We start from the raw sequence: 214 nt of genomic DNA, 5'->3' as shown, positions 1-214 counted from the left end.
TATCTAGCCCGTATTCCTCTTTGATTTGATCTGCGACTTTTTCAGCAATCATAATGGTTGGCGCGTTGGTGTTTGCCCCAATCAATGTCGGCATCACAGAAGCATCAATGACTCTCAAGTTATTCAACCCATAGACTTTAAGATCGTTATCCACCACGGCTAATGAATCACTGTTAGGGCCCATTTTACAGGTCCCAACTGGGTGATACTGAGT

Annotated in this window: 1 protein-coding gene; it reads right to left on the bottom strand. The window is 43.9% G+C overall.

The features are described 5' to 3' along the window. A partial coding sequence (locus tag AB4496_RS29545; RefSeq protein ID WP_372133701.1) for a GMC oxidoreductase occupies window positions 1-214 on the bottom strand: 214 nt, incomplete at both ends.

It is taken from the genome of Vibrio sp. 10N.222.46.A1 (genome assembly GCF_041473595.1).
In the GTDB taxonomy this organism is placed as follows: domain Bacteria; phylum Pseudomonadota; class Gammaproteobacteria; order Enterobacterales; family Vibrionaceae; genus Vibrio; species Vibrio tasmaniensis_A.
Note: the sequence above shows the minus strand (reverse complement) of the source record. Positions and strands in the feature narration are given on the sequence as shown.